Consider the following 25,427-nt stretch of genomic DNA (forward strand, 5'->3'; position numbering starts at 1 on the left):
GACTTCAAGTGCTGAGCGAATTCGAGGCGCGCAGGCTGCAGCCGGTGATCTGGAACGTGCCGTCGGGCTGTTGCTGCAACGTATAGACCGCTTCGTAGTCCTTGCCGTCGGGGCCGACGATCAGCACCTGCTGGACGATCGAACCCGGAGCCGTCTCCTCGACCTTGCCGAAGGAATAGGTTTGCGGCTTGCGCACCGGCGGGTAGCCGTTTGTCACCATGTTCATGAAGGCGTCGACGGTCGGGAAAATCCGTTTCACATTCGGGGCGGCGAAGCTGTAGGCGGTGGCGCCGTCATTGGCGATAAGGGCCTTCAACTGGCCATCGATGACGGACTGCCCTGCCTTGATCTCGGCATCACCGGCGAATGCCGACGACGCCATAATGAGTGGAACGAACGCGAACGCGAAAAACATGCGGCGCATGGCCTGTCTCCGTTGTCCCTCGAAGGCTGCCTCTCCAAAAAATGCCGTCCAGGAGGCATTCTAACATACGCTTGGCGGTGCTTCGCGGTTTCAGCGATGGCGAATATTCGTCTCGCCTCGACGGATTCCGAGCATCGCGCGGCATGTCGGTGGCGGAGCTGCGCGAGGTCGTAGCCCAGGTCCGAGCCGGCTGAGCATTCATTCCAGCGCTTGAAAGCCCGCCTCCAGTCTGCCAGAAGGGCCGCTGGACTTGGACGTTTAGCGGGACGAAGCCATGAAGGCGTTTTTCGTGCAGATCAAATGCGAGCTCGGCAAATCCTATGAGGTTGCCAGCGCGCTTGCCGATGCCGAGATCGCTTCGGAAATCTACTCCACTGCCGGCAACTACGATCTGCTCGCCAAATTCTATGTCGACGACGAGGAAGATGTCGGCCATTTCGTCAACGAGAAGGTGCAGATTCTCCCCGGCATCAAGGACACGTTCACCGTGGTGACGTTCCGCGCTTTCTAGAGCCCGTTCCATCCCGATAGAATCGGGATGGGGCTCTATCTGTTTGTTTGAGCATGATCTTCTCCGAAAACCGGATTCCACTTTTCGGGATCATGCCCCAGCCGCCAAAACGCACTTGCCCGGACACGAGGCAAAGCCTGATTACTGTCATATTTCGACTGCCTCAATTTTAGGCAGGCGCAACATACTGATCGCCCGTATCTCCCAAATCACCGATTGCGCTTGATTTTCTCCGGCGACGCCAGTGAAATGGCGTCACAGGGGAGTATGCGATTGGCAGCGTTCGATGAAATGCTTCCGGAAGTCTCCGGATTGAGAAGACCGTATTCGGCTTATGATCGCTGGCTGAAGGAGCAGGATCCGGCCAGGCTGACCGAGAAAATGCAGGACGCCGAACGCGTCTTCCGCAAGACCGGCATCACCTTCGCCGTCTATGGCGAGCAGGAAGCCTCCGAGCGGTTGATCCCGTTCGACATCGTTCCCCGCATCATTTCAGGCAATGAATGGCGCCGCCTCACGCAAGGCATCGAGCAGCGTGTGCAGGCGCTGAACGCCTTCCTCGACGACATCTACCATCGCCAGGAGATCCTGCGGGCAGGGCGCGTTCCCAGGGAATTGATCGCCAGGAACGAGGCATTCCTGCCGGAAATGATAGGGGTCAGGCCGCCGGCCGGCGTCTATACCCACATTATCGGCGTCGACATCGTTCGCATCTCAGAGGACGAATTCTACGTGCTGGAAGACAATGCACGCACGCCGTCGGGCGTCTCCTACATGCTGGAGAACCGCGAGACGATGATGCAGCTGTTCCCCGAGCTGTTCCAGAAGATCAAGGTGCGGCCGGTGGAGAACTACCCGCAGCTTCTGCGCCAGTCGCTGGCCGCCGTGCGGCCGCAAAGCACCAAGGGCGCGCCGACCATCGCGGTGCTGACGCCCGGCAGTTACAACTCCGCCTATTTCGAACACGCCTTCCTTGCCGACCAGATGGGCGTGCAACTGGTCGAGGGCCAGGATCTGCGCGTCGTCGATGGCCATGTCGCCATGCGCACGACCGAAGGCTACAAGCAGATCGATGTGCTCTACCGGCGCGTGGACGATTCTGTATCTGGACCCGCTGACGTTCCGGCCCGACTCGGCGCTTGGCGTGCCCGGCATCATGGATGTCTACCGCGCCGGCAACATCACCATCGCCAACGCGCCGGGCACCGGCATCGCCGACGACAAGGCGATCTATTCCTACATGCCCGAGATCATCGAATTCTACACCGGCCGCAAGGCGATCCTCGGCAACATTCCGACCTGGCGCTGCTCGGAGCCGGACAGCCTGAAATATGTGCTCGAACACATCGACGAGCTGGTGATCAAGGAAGTGCACGGTTCCGGCGGTTACGGCATGCTGGTCGGGCCGGCGGCAACCAAGAAGGAATGCGAGACGTTTGCCAAGAAACTGGCGGCAAAACCCTCGAATTACATCGCCCAGCCAACGCTGGCTCTGTCGACATGCCCGATCCTGACGGAAAAGGGGCTGGCGCCACGCCATGTCGATCTCAGGCCTTATGTGCTGGTCTCCGACCGCATCCAGATCGTGCCCGGGGGCCTCACACGTGTCGCGCTGAAGGAAGGTTCGCTGGTTGTGAACTCGTCTCAGGGCGGCGGGACGAAAGATACTTGGGTGTTGGATGATTGAGACGAGCAGGGGGGACGCAGCAATCATGAGACGCATTCTTCCCTATTCGCTACTCCCTATTCGCTACTCGCTCAAAATCGGGGCACGTTGACATGCTTCTCGGCCGCACCGCCAACGGGCTCTACTGGATGAACCGCTACATCGAGCGGGCCGAGAATATGGCGCGGCTGGTCGATGCCGGCCTGCGCATGGCGCTGACTCGTACCCAGAGCGCCTCGGAAGAGTGGAATTCGGTGCTGCTCAGCGCTGGTTCCGACGTCACTTTCAGCCAGAAATATTCTGACTATACCGCCGCCAATGTCGCTGACTTCCTGTTGCGCGACACGTCGAACCCGTCGAGCACGATGGCGTCGATCGAGACGGCCCGCAACAACGCCCGCATGGTGCGCACGGCGCTGACGCGCGAGACCTGGGAAAGCATCAACGAGGCCTGGATGGCGCTGAAGCGGATGCTGGCCAGGCCGATCGACGAGCGCGACCTGCCCAGCGTGCTCGACGCCATCAAGCGCGAGACGGCGCTGATCCGCGGCTCATTCTACGGCACCATGCTGCGCAACGAGATTTTCGATTTCTCGCAGCTCGGTACCTATGTCGAGCGCGCCGACAACACGGCGCGCATCCTCGACGTGAAATACTACGTGCTCCTGCCCTCGATCTCCTGGGTCGGCTCGACACTCGACAATTACCAGTGGGAATCGATCCTGCGCTCTGTGTCGGCACATCGCTCCTATCGCTGGGTCTATGATGCCGACTACAAGCCGACCAACATCGCCGACTATCTGATCCTCAATGTCCGCATGCCGCGCTCGCTGACCTTCTGCTATCGCTTCCTGTCTGAGCATCTGAAGTTCCTCGGCGACGACTACGGCGAGCGCCATGCCTGCCACGCAACGGCCGAGAAGACGCAGACAATGCTGAGAGCCGGGTCGATCAAGGATATTTTCGATACCGGCCTGCATGAATTCCTGGCCAATTTCATCCGCGACAACACCAAGCTTGGCGAAGAAATCGCGCAAGATTACCGGTTCAATTGAGAATGGCTCCGAAAAGTGGGACAAGATCATGCTCACAAGCGAGACATAGCGCATGCGACTGAAGATCACCCACCGGACCGAATACCGCTACGATGCGCCGGTGCACTATCTGTTGCAGCGGCTGCGGCTGCTTCCGGTCAGCGGATCGACGCAGACCGTTCTGTCCTGGGCGTTGACCATCGAAGGCGCGCGCGAAGAGGTTCGCTTTGTCGACCATTTCGGCAACGACACAAGGCTGCTGAGCGTCGAGGGCGAGCGCGACTTCATCACGGTGGAAGCATCGGGCGAAGTGGTGACGCGCGACACCGCGGGTGTCTCGGGACCACACCAGGGCTTTACGCCGCTCTGGCTGTACAGCCATGAAACACCATTGACGACGATTGGCAGCGGTGTTCGCGAACTTGCGGCATCGATCGGCAAGGGCACCGACATTGAAAGACTTCACCGGCTGATGGCTGTCATCGGCGAGCGCGTTGCCTACACGCCCGGCACCACCAATGCGGCGACGCCTGCGGAGGAAGCCTTGGCGCTCAAGACCGGTGTCTGCCAGGATCACACGCATATCTTTGCCGCCGCGGCGCGCGCCATGGGCTTTCCGGCCCGCTATGTCAGCGGCTACCTGATGCTGGATGCGACAGTCGAGCAGGCCGCAAGTCACGCCTGGGCCGAAGCGCATGTATCTGGTCTCGGCTGGGTTGCCTTCGATGCCGCCAATGGCATTTCGCCCGACGAGCGCTATGTAAAGGTGGCAACCGGCCGCGACTACCGCGACGCCACGCCGGTGTCGGGAATTCGGCTGGGACTGGCGGAAGAACGGCTTGCGGTCACCGTCACGGTGGAGCAGTAATCCTTCGCAAGATTGCTGCCAGAGCGATTCATCGTTTCAAGGAAACGCCGAACCGCTCTATCCCTTTGTTTTAACGCAATTCCGGACGGAAAACCGCTTCACACTTCTCCTGGAATTGCTCTAGAAGAGATTTCATGACTTATTGCGTTGGCCTGAAGATCGATCGCGGGCTCGTGTTCATGTCGGACACCCGCACCAATGCCGGCATGGATTCGATTTCCACCTTCCGCAAGATGCATATCTGGGAGCAGCCGGGCGAGCGCGTCATCGTTTTGATGTCGGCTGGCAATCTGGCGACGACGCAGGCCGTGGTCAGCCTGCTCGACGAACGCACCAAGGCAATTGCCGACCGTCACGCCACGCTTCTGGAGACGCCGTCGATGTATCAGACGGTGCGGCTGGTCGGCGATACGGTCAAGGAGGTCATCGCCAGCTCGTCGCCTGCCGGCGAGAAGGCGGATTCCTACTTCAACGCTTCCTTCATCCTCGGCGGCCAGATCAAGGGCAGCGAACCGCGCCTGTTCATGATCTATCCCGAGGGTAATTTCATCGAATCGACCGATGACACGCCGTTTTTCCAGATCGGCGAGACCAAATACGGCAAACCGATCATCATCCGCGCCTACGAAAAGACGATGAGCCTCGCCGAGACGGTGAAGCTGCTTTTGGTGTCGTTCGATTCGACGTTGAAGTCGAACCTGTCCGTCGGCCTGCCGCTCGATCTGCTCTTCCTGGAGAAGGACGCCTTCAAGGTCGGATTGAAGAAGCGGATCAGCCAGGACGACCAGTATTATCGCACGATCTCGGACGGCTGGTCGAACGCGCTGAAGACGGCTTTTGCCAGCCTGCCGGATTTCCCTGGCTGACGCGTGCCGCATTCGCTGGCGATTGCATATATTTCACATGTTAAATAGTGTTGGATCTTAAGAAGCCAGCCCAGCGGTTGGCGATGATGGATCGCGTCGGGAGGACAGGATGAACAACGATGATTTCCGGCAATGGTCGCGGCGCGCCGCCGACTGGGGCGCCGACTACCGCGACACACTGCGCGACCGTCCGGTGCGACCGCTGGTCGAACCCGGTGACATCTTCAAAAGTATCGAGGCTTCGCCGCCCGAAGACGCCGAACCGATGGACCGGATCTTCGCCGATTTCGAAGAGAAGATTTTGCCGGGGATGACGCATTGGCAGCATCCGCGCTTTTTCGCCTATTTCCCGGCCAATGCGGCGCCGGTTTCGGTGGTGGCGGAATATCTGGTTTCGGCGATGGCCGCACAGTGCATGCTTTGGCAGACGTCGCCGGCGGCGACCGAGCTGGAAACGCGCACCGTCGACTGGATGCGCCAGGCGCTCGGCCTGCCGGAAGGTTTTTCCGGGGTGATCCAGGATTCGGCCTCGTCGGCGACACTGGCCGCGGTGCTGACCATGCGCGAGCGGGCACTCGAGTGGCAAGGCAACAAACAAGGCCTGGCGGGGCAGGCGCGGCTGCGCATCTATTCCTCCGACCAGGTGCACACCTCGATCGACCGGGCCATCTGGGTGTCCGGCATCGGCGAGGACAATCTCGTGCGCATTCCTGTCGACGGCCGCTTTCGCGCCATGGATACGGCGGCGCTCGAGGCGGCAATCGTCGCCGACCGGGAAGCCGGCATGCTGCCGGCGGGCATCATCGCTTGCGTCGGCGGCACCAGCACCGGCGGCACCGACGACATTGCCGCGGTGGCAGAGGTGGCGCGGCGGCATGGGCTCTATCTCCACGTCGATGCCGCCTGGGCGGGATCGGCGATGATCTGTCCGGAGTATCGGCATTTCTGGACAGGCGTCGAAGGCGCTGATTCGATCGTCTTCAACCCGCACAAATGGCTGGGCGCCCAGTTCGACTGCTCGATCCAGTTCCTGCGCGACCCCGAAAGCCATGTGAAGACGCTGGCCATCAAGCCGGATTATCTGAAGACGCACGGTCATGACGGCATCATCAACTATTCGGAATGGTCGGTGCCGCTCGGCAGGCGCTTCCGCGCCCTGAAATTGTGGTTTCTGTTGCGCGCCCATGGTCTGGAAAACCTGCGCATGATGATCCGCAATCATGTCGCGTGGAGCGAAGGGCTTGCCGCGCGGTTGGCAAGGGAGCCCGATTTCGAGATCGTCAGCGAGCCGATGCTGTCGCTGTTTTCCTTCCGGCACAAGACCGCAACTGGCACTGACGCAGACGCGCACAATCTGCTGCTGGTCAATGCAATCAACGACGATGGCCGCATCTACCTGACGCAGACGAAGGTCGATGGACTGATAGCGATCCGTTTCCAGGTCGGCCAGTTCGAGGCGGCCGCCGCCGATGTCGATATGGCCTTCACCGTCATCACGGAGATCGCGCGCGCAATAGCCTGATCAGGCACAATCTGGTTTGCGTTGGTGTTTGCCTTGGCAATCATATGTATTTCATTAGCCGGCTTATGCCTTTTCATCGGTTTCGTTTTCGACTATAGACAAGAAAAACGAAAACGGGAGGTTGCCTATGTATCTGTCGCCACGCCATGCCGAAATCATCCAGATGGCCAAGGACCATGGTCGCGTGCTGGTCGACGACCTGGCCAGCCACTTCAATGTGACGCCGCAGACCATACGCAAGGATCTCAACGATCTGTGCGACCAGCGGCTGCTTTCGCGCATCCATGGCGGCGCGTTGTTCCCGTCCGGCATTGAGAACATGGAGTATGAGGCAAGGCGCAAGATCGCCGCTGACGAGAAGGAGGCGATCGGCCGTGCGGCAGCCAGGCTGATCCCCGACAATGCCTCGCTGTTCATCAACATCGGCACCACGACTGAGTCGGTCAGCAAGGCGCTGCTCGATCACAACGGCCTCATGGTCATCACCAATAACATCAATGTTGCCAATAGGATGCGGATATACCCGTCGATCGAGGTGGTGATCGCCGGCGGGGTTGTGCGCGGTTCCGATGGCGGTGTGGTCGGCGAAGCGGCGGTCGACTTCATCAGGCAGTTCAAGGTCGATTATGCGGTGATCGGAGCGTCGGCGATCGACCATGACGGCGCGCTGCTCGACTTCGATTTTCGCGAGGTCAAGGTGGCGCAGGCGATCATCGCCAATGCAAGGCATGTCATCCTGGTTTCCGACCAGACCAAATTCGAGCGAACCGCACCGGTGCGCATCGGCCACCTGTCGCAGGTCAACACCTTCATCACCGACCGTTGCGACATCCCGTCGGTGCGTAAGATCTGCCAGGAAGCCGAGGTTCAACTGATCGAAACGTCGCTCGCCTAGGCGGTTTCCACCTGATATCACGCGCTCGTGATATTTCGTTTGACATTCGTTATCATTTCGAAATAATTCCGACACGGTTTCGTAAAAGCCCAAAAATGGTGCAATGCGAAATCGCTGGAGGAATTTGTGGACGCATCTCCGATCCGTGACATTTTCGTCATAGGTGGCGGCATCAATGGCTGCGGCATTGCCCGCGATGCCGTCGGGCGTGGCTTTTCCGTCTTTCTCGCCGAAATGAACGACCTCGCCAGCGGGACCTCCTCGGGCTCGACCAAGTTGATCCATGGCGGCCTTCGCTATCTCGAATTCTACGAATTCCGCCTGGTGCGCGAGGCGCTGATGGAGCGCGAGGTTCTGTGGAAGAACGCGCCGCACATCATCTGGCCGATGCGCTTCGTGCTGCCCTATGCCAAGGGCCTGCGCCCGGCCTGGCTGATCAGGCTCGGTCTCTTCCTCTACGACCACATTGGCGGACGCAAATTGCTGCCGGCGACCCGGACGCTGGACATGGCCAGGGACCCGGCCGGCAAGCCTTTGAAGCCGTTGTTCAAAAAGGCCTTCGAGTATTCGGATGGCTGGGTCAACGATGCACGGCTGGTGGCGCTGAACGCGCGTGATGCCGCCGATCGCGGCGCGACGATCCGCACCCGCACGAAAGTGGTCGGCGCGCGCCGCGAAAACGGTCTGTGGACGATCCAGATCGAGGACCTGCAAACCGGCGAGACCGAGGAGATCAAGGCGCGCCTGCTGGTCAATGCCGCTGGACCCTGGGTCGATCATGTGCTTTCCGGCGTCGTTGGCCTCAACGATGTGCACAATGTCCGCCTCGTGCAGGGCAGCCACATCGTCATCGCCAAGAAATTCGACGATCCGCGCGCCTATTTCTTCCAGAACAGGGATGGCCGCATCATCTTCGCCATTCCCTATGAGGAAGAGTTCACCCTGATCGGCACCACCGACCAGGATTACCCCGGCGATCCGCATGATGTGAAGATCAGCGACACCGAGATCGATTACCTCTGCGCCGCGGCAAGCGAATATTTCGCGCAACCGGTCAAACGCTCGGACATCGTGTGGACCTATTCGGCCGTCCGCCCGCTCTATGATGACGGCGCCTCCAAGGCGCAGGAAGCGACGCGCGACTATGTGATCAAGGCCGATGGCGGCGAGGGCGCTGCCCCGATCGTCAACGCCTTTGGCGGCAAGATCACCACCTATCGCCGGCTGGCGGAATCGATGCTGGAAAAGATCGAGGGTTTTCTCGGCAAGCGCGGCAAGCCGTGGACGGCAAGCGCGCCGCTGCCGGGCGGCGATTTCCCGGCCACCGGTTTCGATGCCGAGGTGGCGAAACTAAAGACCGCCTATCCGTTCCTCGACGCGCGCCTGGCCCGCCGGCTGACCCGGCTCTACGGCACCCGCGCAAGGATGCTGCTGGGGCTGGCCAAATCGAATGCTGATCTGGGCCGTAACTTCGGCGCCGATCTCTATGAGGCCGAGGTGCGCTACCTCGTTCAAAACGAATGGGCTGTCACATCAGAAGATGTATTGTGGCGCCGGACCAAGCGCGGTCTGCATCTCAGCCGCGAGCAGGTGGCGGCTCTCGATGAATTCATGCGCGGCATAAGCCGGCGACATGTCGCGGCTGCCGAATGAAGAGGGGTTTGAGCTGATGCAGAAAGCCTGGGAGGAGGCGTCATGCTGGAACTGAGAAACGTCACCAAGACGGTCGGTGCGGTCGAGCATATCCGCGACGTGTCGCTGACGCTCCAGCACGGCTCGCTCAACGTTCTGCTCGGACCGACGCTGTCCGGCAAGACCAGCCTGATGCGGCTGATGGCCGGCCTTGATGTGCCGACATCCGGTTCGATCTGGTTCGACGGCCAGAATGTCACCGGCGTGCCGGTACAGAAGCGCAAGATCGCCATGGTCTACCAGCAGTTCATCAACTATCCGGCGATGACCGTCTATGAGAACATCGCTTCGCCGCTCAGGGTGGCCGGCACCGATCAGGCGACGATCGACAAGGAAGTGCGCAATGCCGCCGCACTTCTCAAGCTGACACCCTATCTCGACCGCACGCCGCTCAGCCTGTCCGGCGGCCAGCAGCAGCGCACCGCGCTGGCGCGCGCCATTGTCAAGAACGCCAGCCTGGTCCTGCTCGACGAGCCGCTCGCCAATCTCGACTACAAGTTGCGCGAGGAGCTGCGCGCCGAATTGCCCAGGATTTTTGCCGCTGCCGGCACCATCTTCGTTTATGCCACGACCGAGCCGCACGAGGCGCTGCTGCTCGGCGGCAACACGGCGACGCTTTCTGAGGGGCGTATCACCCAGTTCGGACCGACCATCGAGGTCTTCCGCAAGCCGGCCGACCTGGTGACAGCCCGGACGTTTTCCGATCCGCCGCTCAACACCATCGTGCTCGCCAAGAAGGGCCGGGATTTCCTGCTCGAGGGTGGCGTGAACCTGCCGGTGCCGGCCGAGCTCTCCGGCATTGCCGACGCCATCTACACGGTCGGCTTTCAGCCGCATCACTTGTCGCTCGATCGGCCCAACGCGGCGGCGGTGCCGGTGCGGGCCAAGGTGACGATCACCGAGATCACCGGGTCGGAGAGTTTCATCCATCTCGATTTCGCCGATGCGCGCTGGGTCATGCTGACCCATGGTATCAGGCATTTCGAACCTGACGAAGTGGTCGAGGTGTTCATCGATCCGCGCCACATCATGGTTTTCGACGAGCACGGCCGCGCCGTGAGCGCGCCGAAGCTGGCGGCTTGAGGGAAAAAGATGGCGCGCATTGACGTCAACCATGTCAGGCATTCCTATCTGCCCAACCCGCAGAAGGATTCCGATTTCGCGCTGCGGGAGGTGCATCACATCTTCGAGGACGGCGGCGCCTATGCGCTGCTCGGGCCCTCGGGCTGCGGCAAGACCACACTGCTCAACATCATTTCGGGATTGCTGCATCCCTCGCATGGCCAACTGCTGTTCAATGGCAAGGACGTGACCAATCTGTCGACGCAGGAACGCAACATCGCGCAGGTGTTCCAGTTCCCGGTCATCTACGACACCATGACCGTCTACGATAATCTGGCCTTCCCGCTGCGCAACCGCGGCGTGCCGGAAGCCGATGTCGACCGCAAGGTGCGCGAGACGCTGGAGATGATCGACCTGGCGTCTTGGGCGAAGAAGAAGGCGAGGGGCCTGACCGCCGACCAGAAGCAGAAGATATCGCTCGGCCGTGGACTGGTGCGCTCCGACGTCAACGCCATCCTGTTCGACGAGCCGCTGACCGTCATCGACCCGCATATGAAATGGGTGCTGCGCTCGCAGCTGAAGCAGCTGCACCGCCGCTTCGGCTACACCATGGTCTATGTCACGCATGACCAGACCGAGGCGTTGACCTTCGCCGACCAGGTCGTGGTGATGTATGATGGCGGCATTGTGCAGATCGGCACGCCGGCCGAACTGTTCGAACGGCCGCGCCATACTTTTGTCGGTTATTTCATCGGCTCACCCGGCATGAACGTCATGCCGGTGGCGATCGACGGCAAGACGGCGACGCTCGGGTCGCAGCGGATCGAACTGCCGGGCGCACCCAAGGCAGGCAGCGGCGCCATCGAGCTCGGTATCCGTCCCGAATATGTCCGGCTTGGCCGCGACGGCATGGCCGTGCAGGTCAGCAAGGTCGAGGATCTCGGCCGTCACAAGGTGGTGCGCGCCAAACTCGAAGGCCGCGACATCGCGGCCGTCATCGGCGAGGACGAGACGGTGCCGACCGATCCAAAGGTGCGGTTCGATCCGGCCGGCATCAACATCTATGCCGATTCCTGGCGCGTCGAGATGAGGGCATAGATGGAAAAGACCTGGAACAACAAGGCCTGGTTCCTGGTGCTGCCAGTGCTGGTGTTGGTGGCGTTCTCGGCGGTCATCCCGCTGATGACCGTCGTCAACTATTCCGTGCAGGACACTTTCGGCAACAACGTCTTCTTCTGGGCCGGCACCGAGTGGTTCGAGGAACTGCTCTCTTCCAGCCGCTTCTGGGAGGCGATGGTCCGCAACCTGATCTTCTCCTTCATCATCCTCGCCATCGAAGTGCCGCTCGGCATCTTCATCGCCCTCAACATGCCGAAAAAGGGCTGGGGCGTGCCGGTCTGTCTGGTTCTGATGGCGCTGCCGTTGCTGATCCCGTGGAACGTCGTCGGCACCATCTGGCAGGTCTTCGGGCGCAACGACATCGGCCTGCTCGGCTACTACGTCAACGCGCTCGGCATCGACTACAACTACGTGCAGGATCCGTTCGACGCCTGGGTCACCGTCATCATCATGGATGTCTGGCACTGGACCAGCCTTGTCGTGCTGCTCTGCTACGCCGGCCTGGTCTCCATTCCGGATGCCTTTTATCAGGCGGCCAAGATCGACGGCGCCTCACGCTGGGCGGTGTTCCGCTACATCCAGCTGCCGAAGATGAACCGCGTGCTGCTGATCGCCGTGCTGCTGCGCTTCATGGACAGCTTCATGATCTACACCGAGCCCTTCGTGGTGACGGGCGGCGGTCCCGGCAACTCGACGACGTTCCTGTCGATCGACCTCGTCAAGACGGCGCTCGGCCAGTTCGACCTCGGTCCGGCCGCGGCCATGTCGCTGGTCTACTTCCTCATCGTCCTTCTGCTGTCATGGGTCTTCTACACCGTGATGACCAACTACGACGCGGAGCGCTGAGATGAGCGGCGCCAATGAAAGAACGACGAGGCAGGACAGAGTGAGCGAAACGACGGCTTCGGAAGGACTTGCCAGCGCAATGTCGCAGGACCAGATCGCGCGGCTGATGCGCCGTCGCGGCGAGGAATCGCGCTGGTGGTGGATCGTGCCGACGGTCTACATCATCGTGCTTTTGCTGCCGATCTACTGGCTCATCAACATGAGCTTCAAGACCAATGCCGAGATCGTCTCCTCGCTGACGCTCTATCCGCATGCGCCTACGATCGCCAATTACGTCACCATCTTCACCGATGCATCCTGGTATTCGGGCTACATCAACTCGATCACCTATGTGGTGATGAACATGGTGATCTCGGTGGCAGCGGCGCTGCCGGCGGCCTACGCCTTCTCACGCTACCGCTTCCTCGGCGATAAGCATTTGTTCTTCTGGCTGCTGACCAACCGCATGGCGCCGCCGGCGGTGTTTGCGCTGCCGTTCTTCCAGCTCTATTCGGCCTTCGGCCTGATCGACACCCACATCGCGGTGGCGCTGGCACACTGCCTGTTCAACGTGCCGCTGGCGGTTTGGATCCTCGAAGGCTTCATGTCGGGCGTGCCGAAGGAAATCGACGAGACCGCCTATATCGACGGCTATTCGTTCCCGCGCTTCTTCGTCAGGATCTTCATGCCGCTGATCGCGAGCGGCATCGGTGTCGCCTGCTTCTTCTGTTTCATGTTCTCGTGGGTGGAACTGCTGATCGCCCGCACGCTGACCACCACCGATGCCAAGCCGATCGCCGCCACAATGACCCGCACCGTTTCGGCCGCAGGCATGGACTGGGGCCTGCTCGCCGCCGCCGGCGTGCTGACGCTGATCCCCGGTGCACTCGTCATCTGGTTCGTGCGCAACTACATCGCCAAGGGCTTCGCCCTGGGGAGGGTATGATGAAACAAACGCACGAGTTCATCCGCAACACCATCGCCAAGGGCTTCGCCCTGGGGAGGGTATGATCATGAATTTCGACCTCACCTGGATGGCGTGGACCTGGCCGACTGCGGCCTTTTTCGGGACCATTCTTCTGTTGCTGTGCGGCATGGCGGCTTGGGAATACGCCTCGCCTGGCGGCAATCCGCGCGTCGGCGTGCTGCGCTTCGAGACGACGCGCGGCGATCGTCTTTTCCTGTCGCTGCTTGGCAGCGCCTTTATCCATCTCGCTTGGTTGGGTCTTGTCGGATCCAACCTGTGGTGGGCTCTCGCTCTCTCCGTGGTCTACGCCGTTGGCGTGTTCCGCTACGTATAGAGGGGGAAACTGTTGGAGCGACCGCGTGCCGGCGGCCGCTCCAGATCGCACTTGAAACCTGAAACGTGGAGGAAACACATGCGACGGCAATTTTTAACATCAACGACTGCGCTTGTCCTGTTGCTCGGGGTTGGCAATGCCTATGCCGGGATGGACGAGGCAAAAGCCTTCCTGGACAAGGAAATCGGTCCGCTTTCGACGCTCGACCGCGCCGGCCAGGAAGCCGAAATGCAATGGTTCATCGATGCCGCGAAGCCTTTCGCCGGCATGGACATCAAAGTGGTTTCGGAAACCATCGCCACGCACCAGTATGAATCGCAGGTGCTGGCGCCGGCCTTTACCGCCATCACCGGCATCAAGATCACGCATGACGTCATCCAGGAAGGCGACGTCGTCGAGAAGATCCAGACCCAGATGCAGACCGGCCAGAACCTTTATGACGGCTGGGTCAACGATTCCGATCTGATCGGCACCCACTGGCGCTACCAGCAGGTGCGCAACCTGACCGACTGGATGGCGGGCGAGGGCAAGGACGTCACCAACCCGAACCTCGACCTGAAGGACTTTATCGGCACCTCGTTCACGACGGCTCCGGACAAGAAGCTCTACCAGCTTCCCGACCAGCAGTTCGCGAACCTCTACTGGTTCCGTTACGACTGGTTCAACGACGAAAAGAACAAGGCGGACTTCAAGGCCAAGTACGGCTACGACCTCGGCGTGCCGGTCAACTGGTCGGCCTATGAGGACATCGCCGAATTCTTCACCGGCCGCGAGATCGACGGCAAGAAGGTCTACGGCCACATGGACTACGGCAAGAAGGACCCGTCGCTCGGCTGGCGGTTCACCGACGCCTGGCTTTCGATGGCCGGCAACGGCGACAAGGGCCTGCCGAACGGTCTGCCGGTCGACGAATGGGGTATCAAGGTCGACGAGAATTCTCGGCCAGTCGGCTCCTGCACCGCGCGCGGTGGCGACACCAATGGCCCGGCCGCCGTCTACTCGATCCAGAAGTATCTCGACTGGCTGAAGGCCTACGCTCCGGCGGAAGCCCAGGGCATGACCTTCTCTGAATCCGGCCCGGTTCCGGCTCAGGGCGCGGTTGCCCAGCAGATCTTCTGGTACACCGCCTTCACCGCCTCGATGGTCGATGCGGGCGCCAAGGCCGTGCTGAACGATGACGGCACGCCCAAGTGGCGCATGGCGCCGTCGCCGCATGGCGTCTACTGGAAGGACGGCATGAAGCTCGGCTACCAGGACGTGGGCTCCTGGACACTGATGAAGTCGACCCCGACCGACCGCGCCAAGGCCGCCTGGCTCTACGCGCAGTTCGTCACCTCAAAGACCGTCGACGTGAAGAAGAGCCATGTCGGCTTGACCTTCATCCGGCAGAGCACGATCGACGACAAGAGCTTCACCGAGCGTGCTCCGAAGCTCGGCGGCCTGATCGAGTTCTACCGCTCGCCGGCGCGCGTGCAGTGGTCGCCAACCGGCACCAACGTGCCTGACTATCCGAAGCTGGCACAGCTTTGGTGGCAGGCGATCGGCGATGCGTCGTCGGGCGCCAAGACGGCGCAGGAAGCGATGGACTCGCTCTGCGGCGAGCAGGAAAAGGTGATGAGCCGCATCGAGAAGTCGGGCGTCCAGGGCGACATCGGCCCGAAGATGGCCGAAGAGCATGACCTCGCCTACTGGAACGCCGACGCGGTCAAGAAAGGCAATCTTGCTCCTCAGCTGAAGATCGAGAACGAGAAGGAAAAGCCGATCACCATCAACTACGACGAACTGGTGAAGAGCTGGCAGAAGTAACCTTGGTGTTGGCGTTCGCGCCCGCATCAAGAGAATAGGGGAGGCGGCATCTTGCCGTCTCCCCTGTTTGTGTAAAAGACTAAGCGGGGAGGCAGAATGACCGGATACATCCTTGCCATTGACCAGGGCACGACATCGACCCGGGCGATCCTGTTCGACGGCGATATGAAGGTCGCCGGCAGCGGGCAACAGGAGTTCACCCAGCACTATCCGGCCTCCGGCTGGGTCGAGCACGATCCCGAGGATATCTGGGCGAGCGTCGTATCGACCGTGAAGGCGGCGCTGAAGAATGCCGGCCGGACTGCTTCCGAGGTGGCCGCGATCGGCATCACCAACCAGCGCGAAACCGTCGTCATCTGGGACAGGGCGACCGGCAAACCGATCCACAATGCCATCGTTTGGCAGGACCGGCGCACCGCGCCGCTGTGCCAGAAGCTGAAGAAGCAGGGGCTGGAGAAGAAATTCACGAAAAAAACCGGGCTGCTGCTCGATCCTTATTTCTCCGGCACCAAGATCGCCTGGGTTCTCGACAAGGTGAAGGGGGCCAGAAAACGCGCCGAGAGAGGCGAATTGCTCGCCGGCACCATCGACAGCTTTTTGATCTGGCGGCTGACCGGTGGCAAGGTCCACGCCACGGACGCCACCAACGCCTCGCGCACGCTGGTCTACAACATCGCTGACAATGCCTGGGACGATGAGCTGCTGGCGATCCTCAACATCCCGGCAAAAATGCTTCCTGATGTAAAAGACTGCGCCGATGACTATGGAATCACGGAGAAAAATCTCTTTGGCGCCGAGATAAGAATCCTCGGCGTTGCCGGTGACCAGCATGCGGCGACCATCGGCCAGGCCTGTTTCGAGCCGGGCATGATGAAGTCGACTTATGGCACCGGCTGTTTCGCGCTGCTCAACACCGGTAGCGATCTGGTGCGTTCGAAGAACCGGCTCTTGACCACCATCGCCTACCGGCTGAACGGCAAGACGACCTACGCACTGGAAGGCTCGATCTTCATTGCTGGTGCCGCGGTGCAATGGTTGCGCGATGGCATCAAGGTGATCGGCAAGGCCGAGCAGAGCGGCAAGCTGGCTGATGAAGCCGATCCGACCCAGAACGTCTATCTGGTGCCCGCCTTCGTTGGGCTCGGCGCACCGCATTGGGACGCTGAAGCGCGCGGCGCCATTTTCGGGCTGACCCGCAATTCAGGACCAGCGGAGTTCGCCCGCGCCGCCCTGGAAGCCGTTGCCTACCAGACGCGCGACCTGCTCGACGCCATGCGCAAGGACTGGAAAGGGGCTTCGGCCAAGACCGTGCTGCGGGTCGATGGCGGCATGGTGGCGTCGGATTGGACCATGCAGCGACTGGCCGACATCCTCGATGCACCGGTCGATCGCCCGACCATTCTCGAGACGACCGCGCTGGGCGCCGCATGGCTCGCCGGCTCGAAGGCAGGCGTGTGGCCGGATGCCAAGAAGTTTGCGAAGAGCTGGGCACTCGAACGGCGCTTCAAGCCGGACATGGATGGCTCCGTGCGCGTAGCCAAGCTTGCTGGTTGGCGCGATGCTGTGCGCAGGACGCTGAGCGTGTCATAAACAGCCATCAGTGGTGGGCGATGGGGCGAGGGGAATGCAGCCGGACTGGTATCCTGCTTGGCGCGACGAGGCTATCAAACAGCTGAAGATCAAGAATGCACGCTTGAAAGAACAGTTTCGCCTCGGCGGATGGTCGCGCTATGACTACGACCTGACGGCCGGAACGCTTCTGTTCTCGCAAGATGGGGTCGTCAAAGTCGTCACCGAGATCCAGATTGTCGGCTCAACGAGCACCGAGGCCGGCAACTGGCTGTGGGCTTGGGCAAATTCAAGTCTGCCCAGCGAACTCCTCAGCGATGCAAAGCTGGTTCGATCCTTCGGAGAGCAGAATGGCATTGACGAACTTGCCCAAGCTTATGCGACGGACACGGACAATGCGCTGGAAGTGGTTGGTTGGGAACTCAGTGCGGTGATGTCTCGAATCTGCAACGGGTTGAGTATCTATCGTTGTCCCAGCAGAGAGGACGGCGGTGGCCTTTATCTGATGCTCAAGAGCATGAACTGGGCAAGCTGACGGCAACTGCTCGTCTTCCGGCCAATCGATCAAAAGCCCGCGTCGTTGCCGGCGCGGGCTCAACGCACCTCAGCTACTTAAACGCGCCTTGATCAATACGGCGAGCGGCACTCCTGACGGGGGCCGTAATTCGGCTGGAACGTGTTGTCCGAAGAGCGGTAGCTGCGATAGTGGTCGTAGCACCACTGCACATGCGAGTTGCCTTCGTAGACACGGTTGTTTTCACTGTTGATGATCGCGCCGGTGATCAGGGCGCCAGTGGCGAAGGCAGCCAGCGGGAACCAGTTGTCGCCATGGCGACGATAGCCGCGATGGTACTCGCGATAGCCGCGATGGCCGTTCCAATACACGCCACGATCATTGTTGCGGGCAAAGTTCCGATTGCCGTTGAAATTGCGGCTGAAGTTGCGGCGATCACCATGATGCTTCTTCCATTGGAAATCACCGTTGCGAGATTCGACATTCAGGATATTTGATGAGGCCCCCGGGGCCTGCGGCACGAACATCTGCGCTGCATTGGCCGGCATAGCGGTCGCCGCGAACGAAACTGACAGGGTGGTCGCCAGTATACCCGATACGATCTTGTTCACTGTTTTTCTCCTTCGAAAGGGTGATTGACGTCCCTTGTGGCGAGGAAACGGGCGAGGTGGCCCATAGTTCCCCTCGAAATGCCAAGTTGCTGATTTGTAATGTTTCTCCGGCCTGCTGGCGACGCGGCAGACCGGTCGTGCAATTGCGCTGCCGGGGCGGTGCCTCTCATGATCGAAGCGGCCACTCAGACCCGGTGGCCGTGCTGGAAAAGCCCGGCCTGCGAATGCTGTTTTTCCGGTTGACCGGTGGAGGCACTCTCCCTATGTTCCGCGCAATTTCGAGGGTCGCCGTTCGCGCCCGCGGGAGCGCGTAGCTCAGCCGGTAGAGCAACTGACTTTTAATCAGTAGGTCATGGGTTCGAATCCCATCGCGCTCACCATTGTTTCCAGGCCCGTGGCTGCAATCCCTACAATCGCCGGCCGGTCTTGGCGTCGAACAGATGAGCGCAGGCGCGGTCGATTTCGATGCGCACCACTGATGCGTTTTTCAAAGTCTGCGGATGGTGTTGATCGGACTCCCAATCACAGATCGCCTGGAAGACGGAGGGCTTGGCTCTCCGCTACGTGTGGGTTCGGTCGTTTCCCGACACGAGTTGCTGCGCAACCGGCTGCACATTTTCCTTGTAGGTAATGCACCTATCGTAGACCTTGTTCGCCACGCGCTCTTTGCCAATTCGTTCCCATTCCGGCGTCCAGGGCGTATCCCAATCAAAGTGCTGCGAGATGAGAAGTTCCCTGTCAAAGCACTGCGGATCCCGCTCCAAAATCTGACGAGCCTCATCTGCCAATGGCGTATAGGCTTTGACCGCAGCCATCTTCCTGGCGCGAGCAGCCGGATCCAGTTGAATCTCCACCTCGACAACTCCCGGCACGTTGGGGACAGCGGCAGTGCAAAGCTGCTTGCGCCCTAGCCGTGTGCTTTGCAGCAGCCTATTGAGGGCATTGCCGAATGCATATGCCAGATCGTGCATCGGGTTGTAGCCATCGACCGCGTCCGACACGACTTGCACGTCCTGCATATCAGACACATCGACACTGATTCTCGCCAGCACATCGGCAAAGACGCCATTGTCCCTGGCTAACAGCGCCTTATACCAGGTGGCGTCCGGAATATCGCCAAACACCGCGCCGGCGGCTGCACCAGCAGCTTCCACCACGTCGCGTGAATATCGGGTTCGGGCAGAGTGGCGGCCGCCTGAACCATCCGTCAAAAGGTAGATTCGCGGTTTCTTGAGTTCAAGCCAGTGATGAACCCTAAGCTCATGCCCTGGATGTGCAAGGATCAGCACATTTTGCAACGTCTCAGACAAGCAACGGCTCCAATCCAGGTTTTCGGCATACATTCGCGTTTAGATTGTATCTAAGGCGACCAGGCGTCAAAGGCTTCCCAACATTGGGACAGGCGTCGATCATTTTTGCACAAACTTGTCTGGTCGATGTCTTCAAACTAAGAACGCTGCCTAGCACCCTGTTGTCCTCGCCGCCAATGCGGAGATTGCGAAACAGGCAGGAGGCGGTGTTTTGCGGGTTCTCATTACCAATCTGTTCGTGTCGAATAACAGCGGTACCGAAGCCGTTGTCGAATTGCTGGCCGACGGGCTTCGCGGCGCCGGTCATCAGACCATGGTGCTGGCTCCAACTCTTGGCGATATGGCCGATAGAATGCGCCGCCGTGGACACCATGTGGTCGACCGGATTGCGGAGATCGTCGAAAAGCCCGACATCATCCATGGCCAGCATTTGACGCCTTGCCTGACCGCGCTGGCGCGGTTTCCCGATGTGCCAGCCATATTTTCCTGCCACAGCGCATTCTTCGAGGTCGAAGCTCCTATGCTTCATCCACAGATACGCCGCTGGATCGCAGTCGACGAAGCGTGCAAGGCCAAATGCCTGTCGCGCGGTGTACCCGCGGACAAGTTGGACCTCATCTACAACGCGGTCGATCTTCAACGTTTCAAGCCCCGCCTGCCGCTGCCTCTCAGACCCGCCAGGGGGCTGCTGCTGACCAAGAATTTCGAACACCAGCAGGCAGTGCGCGAAGCCTGCTCGAAAACCAACGTTCACCTGGATGAGTTGGGTCCGGCTACGGGGCGCCTTTCCGATCAACTCGAAAAGGATTTGCTCGAATACGACATCGTGTTTGCAACCGCCCGTATGGCCATTGAAGCCGCCGCGGTGGGATGCTCGGTCGTCGTCTGCGACGCGCGTGGCTTCGCCGGCCTTCTGGATACGGCAAACATGGAAGCATGGCGGCAAATGAACCTTGGGGTTGGTCTTCTGACAAGGCCGACCACCGTCGAAAATCTGACGGATGCGATCTCGCGGTTCGATGCCGGCGATGCCGCGAAGGTTTCCGCCTATTTTCGCGAAGTGGCTGATGTCTCGCACTTCGTCGAAGAGCATATCAGGGTCTACAGCCAGGCCATCCAGGCCGGTACGAACACGACCGCTGACGAGCGGTCACTAGCAACCGCGTGCTGGATCGAGGAAATCGGCGTGTCGCTTTCGCCGCGCAGATGGGCCTCCATCGTGAAGGAGATGCATGGATGGGAAATTTCGCCAGATCAGGCCGCGCTTGTGGAATTGCTGCGATCAAACACAAAAACGCTAGAGAGCAATGCCGCGTCGTTGATGGTGCTTGGCGAGCAGGTCAAATCCATTGGACCTGAATTTGCAAAAATTGATGCAGAGCTTTTGAGCCTTTCAAATTTCGTCAATGAGAGCAAACGGCTCTACAACGGTATGATCCCGTTGTTTATGAGAAAAATGTTTCTTCGGGCTCGCCGGCGAGGTTAAAGCTGCGGTGGCCTGCGCGGCTGCTCAATTTGTACAATCCAAATACGCTGGATCTTGCATAGAGTTGCCTGCTGCGACGGTGATGAGCGTCGAATGGATCAGGGATCGACGCTACCCCTCAGGAACCTTCGAACAGCAGCGAAACATTGCCTCCTGCGTGGCGCTCGAGGCGGCCGGCGAGGTCGAGTTCCAGCAGCACCATGAAAACCTGGGCCGGGTGCAGGCGGGTATGGCGGATGATCTCGTCGACCGCCACTGGCGTCGGGCCGAGCGCCTCGACGACGCGGGCGCGGTCGCTTTCGCCGGGCGGTGGTGTGGCCGAGAAGTCGGGCGGCTCTTCGAACGGCGGCACGTCGGGCGCCCGCATACCGGTCAGCGGGGCGATTGCCCGCGAAATGTCCGATGCCTCGGTGACCAGGGTGGCGCCATCCTTGAGCAGGCCGTTGGTGCCAGCGGCCCGTGGATCGAGCGGTGAGCCGGGCACGGCGAAGACCAGCCGGCCCATTTCGCCGGCAAGCCTGGCGCTGATCAGGGACCCCGAGCGTTGCGCTGCCTCGACCACCACCAGCCCGAGGGCCGCACCCGCGACAAGGCGGTTGCGGCGCGGGAAATCCTGGGCGCGCGGCTGCCAGCCGAATGGCATTTCCGAGATGATTGTGCCGCGCTCGGCAATTTCCTCGCACAGACCGGCATTTTCAGGCGGGTAGGGCAGGTCGAGTCCTCCGGCCAGCACGCCGATGGTGCCGGTCGAGAGGCTTCCCTGATGCGCCGCGGTGTCGATGCCGCGCGCCAGACCGGAGACGATTGCGTAGCCGTCGCGGCCAAGGTCCGCCGCCAGCATGCGCGCCATCTTGATGCCGGCCAGCGATGCATTGCGCGCGCCGACGATGGCGACCCCCGGCAGTCGGAAGACGGCGGCATTGCCTTTGACCGCCAACAGCGGCGGCGGATGGTCCATGTTGCGCAAGAGCGGCGGATAGTCCGTTTCACCGATGCCGACAAAGCGTGCGCCAGCCTTTCGGGCTGCCTCCAGTTCGGCCTCGGCTTCGGCAATCGCCGGGATGCGGGCAATACGGTTGGCGCCGCCCGAAATCATCAGTTCCGGCAGCATTTCCAGCGCTACCTCGGCCGAACCGAAGCGGTTGATCAGGTCGCGAAAAGAGGCGGGGCCGACATTCTGGGTGCGGATCAGCCGCAGCCAGCTGAGCCGCTGCCGGTCGCTGAGGCGCGGCCCGGCGGCCGGCTCGCTCACCCCTTGGCTCCGATCTTGCCCTCGGTGCCGGCAAGCAGGCGGGAAATGTTTTCCCGGTGTTTGATGAAAACGATGATGCTCATCACAACGAACAGGGCGGCAATCTGCGGCGTGCTCAGGACATAGAGCGCGATCGGCACGATAACGGCTGCCGTCAGCGCGGCCAGCGAGGAGTAACGGAACAGGAAAGCCATCACCAGCCAGACGACGGCGAAGATCAGCGCCACCTGCCAGGCAAGGCCGATCAGCACGCCGAGATAGGTGGCGACGCCCTTGCCGCCCTTGAACCCGAGCCATACCGGGAAGAGATGGCCGAGAAAGGCGCCGAGACCGGCCCAGATCGCCAGTTCAGGCGCAAAATGGCCTGCAACAAGCACGGCGGCCGTGCCTTTCAGCGCATCGAGCAGCAGCGTTGCGGCGGCGAGGCCCTTGTTGCCGGTGCGCAGAACATTGGTGGCGCCGATATTGCCGGAGCCGATCTTGCGCACATCGCCAAGGCCGGCGGCGCGGGTGAGCAGAAGCCCGAACGGAATCGAGCCAAGCAAATAGCCGAACACGAGCGCTGGGATGAGGCTGTAAGTCATTGTTTCCCCCGCATTTCCCCCAGTCTTGCTTGGTCAGACGCGATGCACAGCGACCAGCTCAGACGGAGAACACTGTGCGGCCCGCAACCAGCGTTTGCAAGACCTTGCCTTGCAGCCGCGCGCCTTCGAAACAGGTGTTTTTCGAGCGCGAACGAATGCCGCTTTCGCTGACGATCCAGGGTTCGTCGAGGTCGACAAGCGCAAGATCGGCGACAGCACCCGGCTTCAGCGTGCCGCCGGGCAGTCCGAACAGCTTTGCGGGAGCGGTGGACAAGGTCTCGATCAGCCTCAGCAACGGCACGTCGCCATTGTGGTAGAGCCGCAAGGCCGCGCCCAGAAGCGTCTCCAACCCGATGGCGCCGGCCGCCGCATCGGCGAAGGGCAGGCGCTTGGTGTCGACATCCTGCGGATCGTGCGAGGACACGATGATGTCGATCGTGCCATCCCTGACCGCCTCGATCATCGCCAGCCGGTCTTCCTCGGCGCGCAATGGCGGCGTCAGGCGAAAGAAGGTGCGGTATTCGCCGACATCGTTCTCATTCAGCGACAGATTGTGGATCGCGACGCCCGATGTGACGGCCGCGCCATCGGCTTTCGCACGCGTCACGGCGTTTGCGGCCATCGCCGTCGAGATCTTTGCCGCATGGTACGAACCGCGCGTCAGCCGCGCCAGCGCAAAGTCGCGTTCCAGAGGGATCGATTCGGCTTCGCGCGGAATGCCGGAAAGGCCAAGCCAGCTGGCGTAGAGGCCTTCGTTCATCACACCGGATGAGCCGAGGTCGGCATCCTGCGTTTCATGCACGATGGTGGCGCCGAAGTCGCGCGCATAGGTCAGCGCACGGCGCATCACCAGCGCGCTCGATATGGTGTGGCGACCATCGGTGAAGGCAACGGCGCCGGCTTCGCGCAGCAGGCCGAACTCGGTCATCTCGCGCCCGTCGAGGCCCTTGGTGATTGCCGCAGCCGGAAAGACGTTGACGCTTGCCGTGTCCTTGGCGGTGCGCAGCACGAACTCGACCAGCGCGACATTGTCGATCACCGGATCGGTATCGGGCATCATGACGATCGAGGTGACGCCGCCGGCTGCCGCCGCGACACTCGCCGACGCTATGGTTTCGCGATGTTCGCCGCCCGGTTCGCCGATGAAGACGCGGCCGTCGATCAGGCCTGGAATGACGGCCTTCCCGGCGCAGTCGATGACGGTTGCGCCCTCGGGCGCGCCCTGGTTGAGCGCTGCCTTGCCGGCGGCAACGATCTTGCGGCCCTCGACGATGATGGTGCCGATCTCATCAACGCCCCGCGAGGGGTCGACGATGCGGGCTCGCTCGAAGACCGTCGTGCTCATGCGCGGCCCTCGTGGTTGCGACCCTCTTGATTGCGACGGGGGTCAAGCAGGGCTTCCATGACGGCCATACGCACGGCAACGCCCATCTCGACCTGTTCCTGGATGACGCTTTGCGGACCATCGGCTATTTCCGAGGCGATCTCGACGCCACGGTTCATCGGCCCGGGGTGCATCACCAGCGCATCGTCCTTGGCCGCCTTTAGTTTCTCTGCATCGAGGCCGAAATAGCGGAAATATTCGCGCACCGAAGGCACGAAGGCGCCTTCCATGCGCTCGCGCTGCAGACGCAGCATCATCACCACGTCGGCGCCCTTGAGGCCTTCGGCCATCGAACGGGTGACGATGACGCCCATGTTCTCGATGCCGCTGGGCAGCAGCGTCGACGGCGCGACGACGCGCACCTGCGCGCCGAGTGCGTTGAGCAGCATGATGTTCGAGCGCGCCACGCGCGAATGCAGGATGTCGCCGCAGATCGCCACGATCAGCTTCGACAGCGGACCCTTGGCTCGGCGGATGGTCAGCGCGTCGAGCAGCGCCTGTGTCGGGTGCTCATGCGCGCCGTCGCCGGCATTGACCACCGAACAGCCGACCTTCTGCGCCAGCAGCGCCGCCGCACCAGCCGATTGGTGGCGGATGATCAATATGTCGGGGCGCATCGCGTTCAGCGTCATCGCCGTATCGATGAGCGTTTCACCCTTCTTCACCGAAGAGCTCGCCACCGACATGTTCATGACGTCGGCGCCAAGCCGCTTTCCGGCAAGCTCGAACGATGATTGCGTGCGCGTCGAGGCTTCATAGAAGAGGTTGATCTGGGTGCGGCCGCGCAGCGTCGAGGTTTTTTTCTCGGACTGCCGCGAGATCGCGACTGCGCGGTCCGCCCTGTCGAGCAATAGCTCGATGTCGGCGGGGGAAAGGTCGCGGATGCCCAGAAGATGGCGGTGAGGGTAGAGTGGCAGGGACGAAGCGTCGGTCATCTCAAGGCGCTGCTATAGGGTGGAGATTTTGCGGCTGCAAGCGCCAGCTTTGGATTGGAGCCGTTCTCCTCAATTTTTTCGTGTAGATGGCCGATTGTATCGGCCGGTATTTTCATCGCGCGCGCTGCATGGCTTGGCTATATCTAGCCGACAGCCTCGGATTCGTGGCTTTCTACCGATAGAAGGATTGG

Annotated in this window: 23 protein-coding genes, 1 tRNA gene and 1 pseudogene; 18 read left to right on the forward strand and 7 right to left on the reverse strand. The window is 61.1% G+C overall.

Translation table 11 applies throughout. The annotated features are described in order from the left end of the window. Positions 1-4 precede the first annotated feature (4 nt). Entirely contained in the window at positions 5-424 is a 420-nt protein-coding gene (locus HB777_11260; protein QND64433.1) for a DUF4864 domain-containing protein, read from the reverse strand. 274 nt (positions 425-698) lie between these two features. Here HB777_11260 and HB777_11265 point away from each other — a divergent pair, with 274 nt between their 5' ends. The 16 genes and pseudogenes from HB777_11265 (at position 699) to HB777_11340 (ending at position 17,695) form a co-directional block, all read left to right on the forward strand. Then, positions 699-935, forward strand: coding sequence for an Lrp/AsnC family transcriptional regulator (locus HB777_11265; GenBank protein ID QND64434.1), 237 nt, complete (start codon positions 699-701; stop codon positions 933-935). A gap of 273 nt (positions 936-1,208) precedes the next feature. Continuing rightward, positions 1,209-2,622 (forward strand): annotated as a pseudogene (locus tag HB777_11270) (circularly permuted type 2 ATP-grasp protein). 92 nt (positions 2,623-2,714) lie between these two features. Then, positions 2,715-3,656 (forward strand): alpha-E domain-containing protein, encoded by a 942-nt coding sequence (locus HB777_11275; protein ID QND64435.1) that lies wholly within the window; start codon positions 2,715-2,717, stop codon positions 3,654-3,656. A 52-nt stretch (positions 3,657-3,708) separates the two neighbouring features. Then, the gene (locus tag HB777_11280) at positions 3,709-4,503 is read left to right on the forward strand and encodes a transglutaminase family protein (GenBank protein QND64436.1); all 795 of its coding nucleotides are present in this window, start codon (positions 3,709-3,711) and stop codon (positions 4,501-4,503) included. Between the two features lie 134 nt (positions 4,504-4,637). Beyond that, positions 4,638-5,369, forward strand: coding sequence for a peptidase (locus HB777_11285; protein ID QND64437.1), 732 nt, complete (start codon positions 4,638-4,640; stop codon positions 5,367-5,369). A gap of 109 nt (positions 5,370-5,478) precedes the next feature. After that, positions 5,479-6,891, forward strand: a complete 1,413-nt coding sequence (locus tag HB777_11290; protein QND64438.1) for an aspartate aminotransferase family protein — start codon at positions 5,479-5,481, stop codon at positions 6,889-6,891. A 127-nt stretch (positions 6,892-7,018) separates the two neighbouring features. Next, complete coding sequence (locus tag HB777_11295) at positions 7,019-7,786, forward strand: DeoR/GlpR transcriptional regulator (GenBank protein ID QND64439.1); 768 nt, start codon at positions 7,019-7,021, stop codon at positions 7,784-7,786. 126 nt (positions 7,787-7,912) lie between these two features. Then, positions 7,913-9,439 (forward strand): glycerol-3-phosphate dehydrogenase, encoded by a 1,527-nt coding sequence (gene glpD / locus HB777_11300; protein QND64440.1) that lies wholly within the window; start codon positions 7,913-7,915, stop codon positions 9,437-9,439. Between the two features lie 42 nt (positions 9,440-9,481). Further along, on the forward strand, positions 9,482-10,561 hold the full coding sequence (locus HB777_11305; GenBank protein QND64441.1) for an ABC transporter ATP-binding protein: 1,080 nt from the start codon (positions 9,482-9,484) through the stop codon (positions 10,559-10,561). 9 nt (positions 10,562-10,570) lie between these two features. Then, the gene (locus HB777_11310) at positions 10,571-11,638 is read left to right on the forward strand and encodes an ABC transporter ATP-binding protein (protein ID QND64442.1); all 1,068 of its coding nucleotides are present in this window, start codon (positions 10,571-10,573) and stop codon (positions 11,636-11,638) included. Next, positions 11,639-12,505 (forward strand): sugar ABC transporter permease, encoded by an 867-nt coding sequence (locus HB777_11315; protein ID QND64443.1) that lies wholly within the window; start codon positions 11,639-11,641, stop codon positions 12,503-12,505. 1 nt (position 12,506) lies between these two features. After that, positions 12,507-13,430: a carbohydrate ABC transporter permease gene (locus tag HB777_11320; GenBank protein QND64444.1), complete on the forward strand. Its 924-nt coding sequence runs from the start codon at positions 12,507-12,509 to the stop codon at positions 13,428-13,430. Between the two features lie 61 nt (positions 13,431-13,491). Continuing rightward, positions 13,492-13,785, forward strand: a complete 294-nt coding sequence (locus HB777_11325) for a DUF2160 domain-containing protein (protein ID QND64445.1) — start codon at positions 13,492-13,494, stop codon at positions 13,783-13,785. A 78-nt stretch (positions 13,786-13,863) separates the two neighbouring features. Beyond that, positions 13,864-15,591 (forward strand): carbohydrate ABC transporter substrate-binding protein, encoded by a 1,728-nt coding sequence (locus tag HB777_11330; protein ID QND64446.1) that lies wholly within the window; start codon positions 13,864-13,866, stop codon positions 15,589-15,591. Between the two features lie 96 nt (positions 15,592-15,687). Beyond that, a complete protein-coding gene (gene glpK / locus HB777_11335; GenBank protein ID QND64447.1) occupies positions 15,688-17,181 on the forward strand; it encodes a glycerol kinase GlpK in 1,494 nt (497 codons plus the stop codon). Positions 17,182-17,215: 34 nt separating this feature from the next. Next, the gene (locus HB777_11340) at positions 17,216-17,695 is read left to right on the forward strand and encodes a hypothetical protein (protein ID QND64448.1); all 480 of its coding nucleotides are present in this window, start codon (positions 17,216-17,218) and stop codon (positions 17,693-17,695) included. A 92-nt stretch (positions 17,696-17,787) separates the two neighbouring features. Here the strand turns inward: HB777_11340 and HB777_11345 are convergent, their stop codons facing one another. Then, a complete protein-coding gene (locus HB777_11345) occupies positions 17,788-18,285 on the reverse strand; it encodes a BA14K family protein (protein ID QND64449.1) in 498 nt (165 codons plus the stop codon). A gap of 304 nt (positions 18,286-18,589) precedes the next feature. Between HB777_11345 and HB777_11350 the strand changes: the two genes are divergently transcribed. Next, positions 18,590-18,665 (forward strand) — tRNA-Lys (locus HB777_11350). 180 nt (positions 18,666-18,845) lie between these two features. On the opposite strand, the gene HB777_11355 is transcribed toward HB777_11350, so the two are convergent. Beyond that, positions 18,846-19,628, reverse strand: a complete 783-nt coding sequence (locus HB777_11355) for a hypothetical protein (GenBank protein QND64450.1) — start codon at positions 19,626-19,628, stop codon at positions 18,846-18,848. Positions 19,629-19,806: 178 nt separating this feature from the next. On the opposite strand from HB777_11355, the gene HB777_11360 reads away from it, so the two are divergent. After that, positions 19,807-21,081, forward strand: a complete 1,275-nt coding sequence (locus tag HB777_11360; GenBank protein ID QND64451.1) for a glycosyltransferase family 4 protein — start codon at positions 19,807-19,809, stop codon at positions 21,079-21,081. A gap of 118 nt (positions 21,082-21,199) precedes the next feature. Here HB777_11360 and dprA read toward each other — a convergent pair whose 3' ends face one another. Genes dprA through HB777_11380 form a run of 4 tightly spaced genes read right to left on the reverse strand, consistent with a single transcriptional unit; the run spans position 21,200 to position 25,236 of the window. Continuing rightward, entirely contained in the window at positions 21,200-22,333 is a 1,134-nt protein-coding gene (gene dprA / locus HB777_11365) for a DNA-protecting protein DprA (protein ID QND64452.1), read from the reverse strand. Beyond that, positions 22,330-22,917 (reverse strand): glycerol-3-phosphate 1-O-acyltransferase PlsY, encoded by a 588-nt coding sequence (plsY, locus tag HB777_11370; protein QND64453.1) that lies wholly within the window; start codon positions 22,915-22,917, stop codon positions 22,330-22,332. The genes dprA and plsY overlap by 4 nt, the downstream gene beginning before the upstream one ends. Before the next feature lie 58 nt (positions 22,918-22,975). Beyond that, positions 22,976-24,262, reverse strand: coding sequence for a dihydroorotase (locus tag HB777_11375; protein QND64454.1), 1,287 nt, complete (start codon positions 24,260-24,262; stop codon positions 22,976-22,978). Continuing rightward, positions 24,259-25,236, reverse strand: coding sequence for an aspartate carbamoyltransferase catalytic subunit (locus tag HB777_11380; GenBank protein QND64455.1), 978 nt, complete (start codon positions 25,234-25,236; stop codon positions 24,259-24,261). Before HB777_11380 ends, HB777_11375 begins: the two co-directional genes overlap by 4 nt. Positions 25,237-25,427: the final 191 nt, after the last annotated feature.

This window comes from Mesorhizobium loti (assembly GCA_014189435.1).
GTDB classification, from domain to species: domain Bacteria; phylum Pseudomonadota; class Alphaproteobacteria; order Rhizobiales; family Rhizobiaceae; genus Mesorhizobium; species Mesorhizobium loti_G.

What these genes read in the sequence shown, in the direction of transcription:
- HB777_11260 (QND64433.1), bottom strand. Translation starts at nt 424, where the DNA reads ATGCGCCGCATGTTTTTCGCGTTCGCGTTCGTTCCACTCATTATGGCG.
- HB777_11265 (QND64434.1), top strand. Translation starts at nt 699, where the DNA reads ATGAAGGCGTTTTTCGTGCAGATCAAATGCGAGCTCGGCAAATCCTAT.
- HB777_11275 (QND64435.1), top strand. Translation starts at nt 2,715, where the DNA reads ATGCTTCTCGGCCGCACCGCCAACGGGCTCTACTGGATGAACCGCTAC.
- HB777_11280 (QND64436.1), top strand. Translation starts at nt 3,709, where the DNA reads ATGCGACTGAAGATCACCCACCGGACCGAATACCGCTACGATGCGCCG.
- HB777_11285 (QND64437.1), top strand. Translation starts at nt 4,638, where the DNA reads ATGACTTATTGCGTTGGCCTGAAGATCGATCGCGGGCTCGTGTTCATG.
- HB777_11290 (QND64438.1), top strand. Translation starts at nt 5,479, where the DNA reads ATGAACAACGATGATTTCCGGCAATGGTCGCGGCGCGCCGCCGACTGG.
- HB777_11295 (QND64439.1), top strand. Translation starts at nt 7,019, where the DNA reads ATGTATCTGTCGCCACGCCATGCCGAAATCATCCAGATGGCCAAGGAC.
- HB777_11305 (QND64441.1), top strand. Translation starts at nt 9,482, where the DNA reads ATGCTGGAACTGAGAAACGTCACCAAGACGGTCGGTGCGGTCGAGCAT.
- HB777_11310 (QND64442.1), top strand. Translation starts at nt 10,571, where the DNA reads ATGGCGCGCATTGACGTCAACCATGTCAGGCATTCCTATCTGCCCAAC.
- HB777_11315 (QND64443.1), top strand. Translation starts at nt 11,639, where the DNA reads ATGGAAAAGACCTGGAACAACAAGGCCTGGTTCCTGGTGCTGCCAGTG.
- HB777_11320 (QND64444.1), top strand. Translation starts at nt 12,507, where the DNA reads ATGAGCGGCGCCAATGAAAGAACGACGAGGCAGGACAGAGTGAGCGAA.
- HB777_11325 (QND64445.1), top strand. Translation starts at nt 13,492, where the DNA reads ATGATCATGAATTTCGACCTCACCTGGATGGCGTGGACCTGGCCGACT.
- HB777_11330 (QND64446.1), top strand. Translation starts at nt 13,864, where the DNA reads ATGCGACGGCAATTTTTAACATCAACGACTGCGCTTGTCCTGTTGCTC.
- glpK (QND64447.1), top strand. Translation starts at nt 15,688, where the DNA reads ATGACCGGATACATCCTTGCCATTGACCAGGGCACGACATCGACCCGG.
- HB777_11340 (QND64448.1), top strand. Translation starts at nt 17,216, where the DNA reads ATGCAGCCGGACTGGTATCCTGCTTGGCGCGACGAGGCTATCAAACAG.
- HB777_11355 (QND64450.1), bottom strand. Translation starts at nt 19,628, where the DNA reads ATGTATGCCGAAAACCTGGATTGGAGCCGTTGCTTGTCTGAGACGTTG.
- plsY (QND64453.1), bottom strand. Translation starts at nt 22,917, where the DNA reads ATGACTTACAGCCTCATCCCAGCGCTCGTGTTCGGCTATTTGCTTGGC.
- HB777_11375 (QND64454.1), bottom strand. Translation starts at nt 24,262, where the DNA reads ATGAGCACGACGGTCTTCGAGCGAGCCCGCATCGTCGACCCCTCGCGG.
- HB777_11380 (QND64455.1), bottom strand. Translation starts at nt 25,236, where the DNA reads ATGACCGACGCTTCGTCCCTGCCACTCTACCCTCACCGCCATCTTCTG.